Origin of the sequence: Streptomyces odonnellii, from assembly GCF_000981895.1 — a bacterium.
Classification (GTDB): Bacteria; Actinomycetota; Actinomycetes; order Streptomycetales; family Streptomycetaceae; genus Streptomyces; species Streptomyces odonnellii.
This window is the reverse complement of sequence record NZ_LATD01000364.1, coordinates 1-7070: the sequence shown is the minus strand read 5'-3', so window position 1 is coordinate 7070 and position 7070 is coordinate 1. Positions and strand designations below refer to the sequence as shown.

The window sequence follows — 7070 nt, the reverse complement described above, 5'->3', positions numbered from 1 at the left end:
GCCCTCCGCCCTGCGGTACGGCCCGCCCGCCCGCCGTACCGCGCCGGCCGCGACCCCCCGTACCACCGGCTACTGGCGGCGCCTCCTCCCCGTCCTGGCCCTGCTCGTCCTGGTCACCCGCATCCCTTCCTTCCGCCACCTCCTGTGGAGCCCCGACGAGGGCTATCTCGCCGTACAGGCGCGGATACTGGCCGACGGAGGAGAGCTGTACGAGACAGTCGTCGACCGCAAGCCGCCGCTGCTGCCCTGGCTGTACGAGACCGCCTTCGCGCTCTTCGGCGACGAGTCCCTGTACGCGATGAAGGCCCTCGCCGCGCTGGCCCATCTGCTCACGGCCGTCCTGCTCGCCGCCGTGGCGCGTGACCGCTGGGGCGACCGGGCGGGCAGGATCGCCGGGGTCCTCCACCCGCTGCTGGCCACCGGCCTCAACCCCGAGGACACCCAGGCCGCCACCTTCGAGGTCTTCATACTGCCCTTCACCGTCGCCGCGATGTGGTGTGCGGGCCGCGGCCGCCCGGGCGCGGCCGGACTCGCGGTCGCCGGGGCGCTGCTGACGAAACAGACCGGCGGCGCCGTCCTCGTCCCCGTCCTGTGGCTGCTCCGGCACTCCGCGGCCCACAGCGCACGAAGCGGAGCCGGAGCCGGAACCGCCGGCCGGGCGGGACTGCCGCGGCTGGCCGCCGGACTCGTGCTGCCGGTCCTCGGCGCGGCCCTGCTCACCGACCCGGCCGGCTTTCTGTTCTGGACGGTGACCGGCTCGGCCGCGTACGCCACCTTCACCGGTTCCGAGCTGCATGTCCTCTTCCGGGGCCTGGCCAACACCGCCCTGCTCTGCCTCGCCTGCGCCGGGCTGCCCGCGTCGCTCGTCCGCGCCCGGCGAGGCACCGCGGATCTGTGGGTGTGGCTCGCCGCCTCGGCCGTCGCCGTCGTGGCCGGCTTCCACTTCTTCGGCCACTACTTCCTGCAACTCGTACCGCCGCTGGTCCTGCTGGCGACCGCCGCCCTGCGCCCGCTGCACCCCGAACGCGTCGCGTCCGCACTGCTCACCTCGGGCTGCGTCTGCGTGCTGTTCCTCACCTGGGGCCTGCTCGCGCCCCGCCCCGAACTGGCGCACGCCCAGCGCCTCGCCGACTCCGTACGGGCCCTGACCGCGCCCGCCGACCGGATCCTGGTCTGGGGGATACACCCCGAGACGTACTGGCTCGCCGACCGGACCCCCGCCAGCCGCTATCTGACGGCCGGTCTGCTCACCAACTACAGCGGCGGGCGGGACGGCCCCGGGGTCGGCGAGAAGTACGGTGTGACGGGCGCCTGGCCCGTGTTCACCGCCGAACTGCGCGACCGGCCCCCGGCCCTGATCGTCGACGACTCGCGCGGCAAGCCCTTCGCCCCGGACCGGCTGCCCACCCTCCGGGCGCTGCTGGCACGGCACTACGAGCCGCTCCCGGCGACGGTCGACGGCGCGGTGTTCTACGTACGCTCACCGGGGAGCGCCCGCCAGGAGACCGACGCACTCTACGGACGCCCGCCCGGCGGCTGACGCACCGTCCTGGGCCCCACGCAGCGCGCCCCATGGGCCGTCACCCGGCGGCGCAGCTCCCGGTCGGCCGTCACCACGACACACCCGGCGCCCTCCTCCTCGGCCCGTGCCGCCAGCTCCACGATCCGGTCGTCGCCGCTGCCGGGCGCGGGCTCGACCCGTACCCCCGGCACCGGTGCCACATCCCGGGCCGCGCCCTCGACGACGAGTACCACCTCGACCGGCCCCGGGCAGCCGTCGATCCCGCTCTCCGCGTAGGGCACCAGCGAGTCGCGCAGCCGCTCGGCGGCCCCGCGCCGGTCGCGCCACCATCCGTCGGGGACGGAACCGACCACATTCGCCGCGTCGACGATGAGCTGCGTACGCATCCCGGCAGCCTGCCACAGCGTCAGGGTTCACGGGCCCTGTCTGCCACATCCCGCCTGGCCCGCGACGCCCGGCACGCACGCTCGCCGCGTTGTCGGACTCAGCCAAGTACGTCCAGTACACGGCTGATCCTCCGCCTTGCGATCGCACGCACCGGACGCCGCAGGCCCCGCCCTGCGGGCGGACGGCGCTATGTGGCAGACAGGACCCGGCCCGCCGGAGTACCCGCGAGTATCATCGGGCTCCGGGTTTCCAGCGCTCGGGAAGGTGGCGCCAGGCCATGACACCGAGGTCCGGACGGACGTCGAAACGGTCGGGGGACGGTACGGGCGGGGCCGCCGATGTCGCCCGTGAGCCAAGCCGCACGCCCCTCGCGCTCCCCGCCGACACCTCCCTGCCCGCCACGGCCGGCTGGCTGCTGCGCGGCAAGGACGGCAGGCTCACCGCGTACGCGCCGACGGCCGAGGGGGTGCTCCGCAGGACCGAGACCCGGACCGGCGGCCCCGACTGGTCGGAGGCTCAACTGCTCGCAGCCCAGGGTCTGTTGCCGTATCTGTCCATCGCCCAGAGCGCCGAGGGCTTCGTCCATCTGCTGGCGGTGCGGAGACGTCCTCGTGCCGACGGCGCCGACGAGACGGATCTGGTGCACGCGGTCCAGTTCCAGACGGGCCGTCCACTGCGGGACTGGCACTCCCTGGGCAACCCGCACGGCAAGGACCACGGGAAGGCCGCCAGGATCGGGCTGCCCTCGGCGGTCCTGGACACCACCGGCTCCGTGCATCTGTTCGTGAGGAACGCCAACGGCGGCCTGTCGGCCAAACACCAGGCGCCCAGCGGCCGTTGGCAGGCCTGGGGCGGCGCGAACGCCGAGGGGACGGAACTGACCGGCGAGCCGGCCGCCGCCGTCACCGACCACGGCGCGATCGAAGTGCTCGTACCCGCCGGGGACTCCATGGTGCGCTGGCTGCGCGGAAAGCCCGAAGCGGCCCTGGAACGCGCCGAGGAAGAGCCCGTGGCCGCCGTCGCGCCCGGCACACTCACCGCCGAGCGCACCGGACCGGGGCGGCTCACCCACTTCTGGCGCGACCCCGGGGACGGTACGGTCCGCGCCTGGCGCCCCGGCACCGCACCCGTCTCGCTGGGCGGCCCCGGCACCGGCCCACTGGCTCTGCTCCGTACCCCCGTCGACGGCCACGACTGCACGATCCTCGCCCAGCGCGGCCCCGACGGCCGCCCGCGCGTCGCCGCGTACCCGACCGAGAACGAGGGCGCGGGCCTGCACTGGACCCCTTCCGGCGAACCCTGCGCGGGCGCCCCGGCCCTGGCCCTGGACGGCCGCGGCCGGGTGGTCCTGGCCGCCTTCACCGAGGACGGCACCCTGCGCCTGGCCCGTCAGAAGGCGGAACCGGGCCTGGCCCTGGAGGCATGGACACAGGTCTGACACGACCGGCGCCGCTGTCCTCCGCCCCGGACACGGGACGGGCGCCGGACGGGCGCCGGACAAACGCAGGCCGGGCGCCGGACGGCCCGGAATCGGACCGCCCGGCGCCCGGGAACAGACAGAGCCGCTACGCCGCTACGCCGGCACGCTCGCCAGGCCCGGCTCCAGGAACCGCTTGCCGTTCACCCGCTCCGACACGCCCTCCCGGTCCAGGTACGGCGTGATGCCGCCCAGATGGAACGGCCAGCCCGCACCTGTGATCAGACAGAGGTCGATGTCCTGCGCCTCCGCGACGACGCCCTCGGCCAGCATCAGACCGATCTCCTGCGCCACCGCGTCCAGCACGCGCGCCCGGGTCTGCTCCTCCGTCAGGACTGTACCGCCCTGCTTGAGCAGCGCGGCGACCTCCGGATCCAGCTCCGGCGCGCCCGAGTCGTAGACGTAGAAGCCGCGCTTGCCCGCCGCCACGACCGCCGCGAGATTCTCCGAGACCGTGAAGCGGTCCGGGAACGCGCGGTGCAGCGTCTCCGAGACATGCAGCCCGATCGCGGGTCCGACCAGCTCCAGCAGGACCAGCGGCGACATCGGCAGCCCCAGCGGCTCCACCGCGCGCTCCGCCACCTGGACCGGTGTGCCCTCGTCGATGACGTTCTGGATCTCGCCCATGAAGCGGGTGAGGATCCGGTTGACGACGAACGCCGGGGCGTCCTTCACCAGTACCGCGGTCTTCTTGAGCTTCTTCGCCACGCCGAACGCCGTCGCCAGCGCCGCGTCGTCGGTCCGCTCACCGCGCACGATCTCCAGCAGCGGCAGGATCGCGACCGGGTTGAAGAAGTGGAAGCCCACGACCCGTTCGGGGTGCTTCAGCTTCGAGGCCATCTCCGAGACCGACAGCGACGAGGTGTTGGTGGCGAGGATCGCGTGCGCCGGGGCGACCGCCTCGACCTCCGCGAACACCTGCTGCTTGACGCCCATCTCCTCGAAGACGGCCTCGATCACGAAGTCCGCGTCCGCGAAGCCCTCCGCCTTGTCCAGCACGCCCGACACCAGGCCCTTGAGCCGGTTCGCCTTGTCCTGGTTGATACGGGACTTCAGCAGCAGCTTGTCGATCTCGGCATGCACATAGCCGACGCCCTTGTCGACCCGCTCCTGGTCGATGTCCGTGAGGACGACCGGGACTTCGAGGCGGCGCAGGAAGAGCAGCGCGAGCTGAGAGGCCATCAGCCCGGCGCCCACGACCCCGACCTTGGTGACCGGACGGGCCAGCGCCTTGTCCGGCGCCCCCACCGGGCGCTTGGCGCGCCGCTGCACCAGATTGAAGGCGTAGATCCCCGAGCGCAGCTCACCGCCCATGATCAGGTCCGCGAGAGCCCGGTCCTCGGCGTCGAAGCCCGCCTGGAGATCGCCGTCCTTGGCCGCGGCGATGATGTCCAGCGCGCGGTACGCGGCCGGGGCCGCGCCGTGCACCTTGGAGTCGGCGAACGCCCTGCCCCGCGCCACGGCCTGGTCCCAGGCCTCGCCCCGGTCCACCGCGGGCCGTACGACCTCCAGCTCGCCGGTGAGCACCGACGCGGTCCAGCGCAGCGACTGCTCCAGGAAGTCGGCGCCCTCGAAGATCGCGTCCGCGATGCCCAGTTCATGCACCTGCGGGCCCTTGAGCTGCTTGTTCTGGTTGAGCGAGTTCTCGATGACGACCGAGACCGCGCGGTCCGCGCCGATCAGGTTCGGCAGCAGCGTGCAGCCGCCCCAGCCCGGCACCAGGCCGAGGAAGACCTCGGGCAGTGAGAACGCGGGCAGCGCCGCCGACACCGTGCGGTACCGGCAGTGCAGACCGATCTCGACTCCGCCGCCCATCGCCGCGCCGTTGTAGTACGCGAAGGTCGGCACGGCCAGCGAGGCGAGCCGCTTGAAGACCTCATGGCCGCCCCGGCCGATCGCGAGGGCGTCCTCGTGGCGCTTCAGCAGCTCCACACCCTTGAGGTCCGCGCCTACGGCGAAGATGAACGGCTTGCCGGTCACCCCCACCCCGACGATGGTGCCCTCGGCCGCCTCGGCCTCGACCCGGGCGAGCGCCGCGTCCAGATTGGCCAGGGACTGCGGGCCGAAGGTGGTGGGCTTGGTGTGGTCGAGACCGTTGTCCAGCGTGATCAGCGCGAAGCGCCCGGCGCCCGCCGGGAGGTCGAGATGGCGTACGTGCGCCTGGGTCACGACCTCGTCGGGGAACAGCTCGGCCGCGCCCTTCAGGAGTTCAGCGGTGCTCACTTGGTGCCTCCGTCGAAGTGCGGGTTCTCCCAGATGACCGAAGCGCCCATGCCGAAGCCGACGCACATCGTGGTCAGCCCGTACCGGACCTGCGGGTGTGCCTCGAACTGCCGGGCGAGCTGCGTCATCAGCCGTACGCCGGAGGAGGCGAGCGGATGGCCGAACGCGATCGCGCCGCCGTACTGGTTGACGCGCTCGTCGTCGTCCGCGAGGCCGTAGTGGTCGAGGAAGGCCAGCACCTGTACGGCGAAGGCCTCGTTGATCTCGAACAGCCCGATGTCGGAGATCGACAGACCCGCCTTGGCGAGGGCCTTCTCCGTCGCCGGGATCGGCCCGTACCCCATCACCTCGGGCTCGACGCCCGCGAAGGCGTACGAGACGAGCCGCATCCTGACCGGCAGCCCCTGCTCGCGCGCGAAGTCCTCGGCGGCGATCAGCGAGGCGGTGGCACCGTCGTTGAGCCCCGCCGAGTTGCCCGCCGTCACCCTTCCGTGCGGCCGGAACGGGGTCTTCAGCCCGGCCAGCCCCTCCAGCGTCGTACCCGGCCGCATCGGCTCGTCCGCGGTGGCCAGCCCCCAGCCGGTCTCGCCCGCGGCGGGGTCGGTGCGGCGGATGGAGATCGGCACCAGATCCTGCTGGATCAGGCCGTTCGCGTACGCCTTGGCCGCCTTCTCCTGCGACCGCACCGCGTACTCGTCGGCGCGCCGCCTGGTGAGATGCGGGAAGCGGTCGTGCAGATTCTCGGCCGTCATCCCCATGAAGAGGGCGGAGTCGTCCACGAGTCGCTCGCTCACGAACCGCGGGTTGGGGTCCACGCCCTCGCCCATCGGGTGCCGCCCCATGTGCTCGACACCGCCCGCCACGACGATGTCGTACGCGCCGAAGGCGATGGAGCCGGCGGTTGTGGTGACCGCGGTCAGCGCGCCCGCGCACATACGGTCGATCGAATAGCCGGGCACGGACTGCGGCAGCCCCGCGAGGATGCCGGCGGTACGGCCGAGGGTGAGGCCCTGGTCACCGATCTGCGTGGTCGCGGCGACGGCGACCTCGTCGATCCGGGCCGGGTCCAGATCCGGGTTGCGGCGCAGCAGCTCCCGGATCGCCTTCACGACGAGATCGTCGGCGCGGGTCTCGTGGTACATGCCCTTCGGGCCCGCCTTGCCGAACGGGGTGCGGACGCCGTCGACGAAGACGACGTCCCTGACGGTACGAGGCACGATGGCTCTCCTCCAGGGTGGGAACGGCACTGCTGCGGGGCACGCCGGAGCGTACGTCCACATCCCATGCTACTTGCCGGTAACCATCCCGCCCACCCCTGCCCGATTTTTGCCGCCTGGGCCGACTACGGGGCCGGTACCGGGGCCACGAGGGGTGCCGGGGCGGGGCCGGTGGCCGTCGCCACCGGCCCGCGGGGCCCCGCGGCTACTCCGCCGGTACGGAGGACAGCGCCCGCGCCAGCAG

5 protein-coding genes are annotated in these 7070 nt (G+C 73.0%); 2 read left to right on the top strand and 3 right to left on the bottom strand.

What is annotated here, in order from left to right; translation table 11 throughout:
• The first annotated feature begins 10 nt into the window (after positions 1–10).
• On the top strand, positions 11–1540 hold the full coding sequence (locus WH07_RS29715) for a glycosyltransferase family 39 protein (RefSeq protein WP_046506680.1): 1530 nt from the start codon (positions 11–13) through the stop codon (positions 1538–1540).
• Here the strand turns inward: WH07_RS29715 and WH07_RS29710 are convergent.
• The gene (locus tag WH07_RS29710) at positions 1516–1908 is read right to left on the bottom strand and encodes a PIN domain-containing protein (protein WP_046506674.1); all 393 of its coding nucleotides are present in this window, start codon (positions 1906–1908) and stop codon (positions 1516–1518) included. The two genes, WH07_RS29715 and WH07_RS29710, sit on opposite strands and share 25 nt — an antisense overlap.
• Before the next feature lie 278 nt (positions 1909–2186).
• Here WH07_RS29710 and WH07_RS29705 point away from each other — a divergent pair, with 278 nt between their 5' ends.
• Positions 2187–3347, top strand: a complete 1161-nt coding sequence (locus WH07_RS29705) for a hypothetical protein (protein WP_232789109.1) — start codon at positions 2187–2189, stop codon at positions 3345–3347.
• Between the two features lie 135 nt (positions 3348–3482).
• On the opposite strand, the gene WH07_RS29700 is transcribed toward WH07_RS29705, so the two are convergent.
• Both WH07_RS29700 and WH07_RS29695 read right to left on the bottom strand, forming a co-directional pair.
• Entirely contained in the window at positions 3483–5609 is a 2127-nt protein-coding gene (locus WH07_RS29700; RefSeq protein WP_046506672.1) for a 3-hydroxyacyl-CoA dehydrogenase NAD-binding domain-containing protein, read from the bottom strand.
• Complete coding sequence (locus WH07_RS29695; protein ID WP_046506669.1) at positions 5606–6826, bottom strand: thiolase family protein; 1221 nt, start codon at positions 6824–6826, stop codon at positions 5606–5608. Before WH07_RS29695 ends, WH07_RS29700 begins: the two co-directional genes overlap by 4 nt.
• Between the last annotated feature and the right edge of the window lie 244 nt (positions 6827–7070).

Bases quoted from the DNA above. Each gene is read 5' to 3' on its own strand.
- WH07_RS29710 (WP_046506674.1), bottom strand. From the start codon at position 1,908: ATGCGTACGCAGCTCATCGTCGACGCGGCGAATGTGGTCGGTTCCGTC.
- WH07_RS29705 (WP_232789109.1), top strand. From the start codon at position 2,187: ATGACACCGAGGTCCGGACGGACGTCGAAACGGTCGGGGGACGGTACG.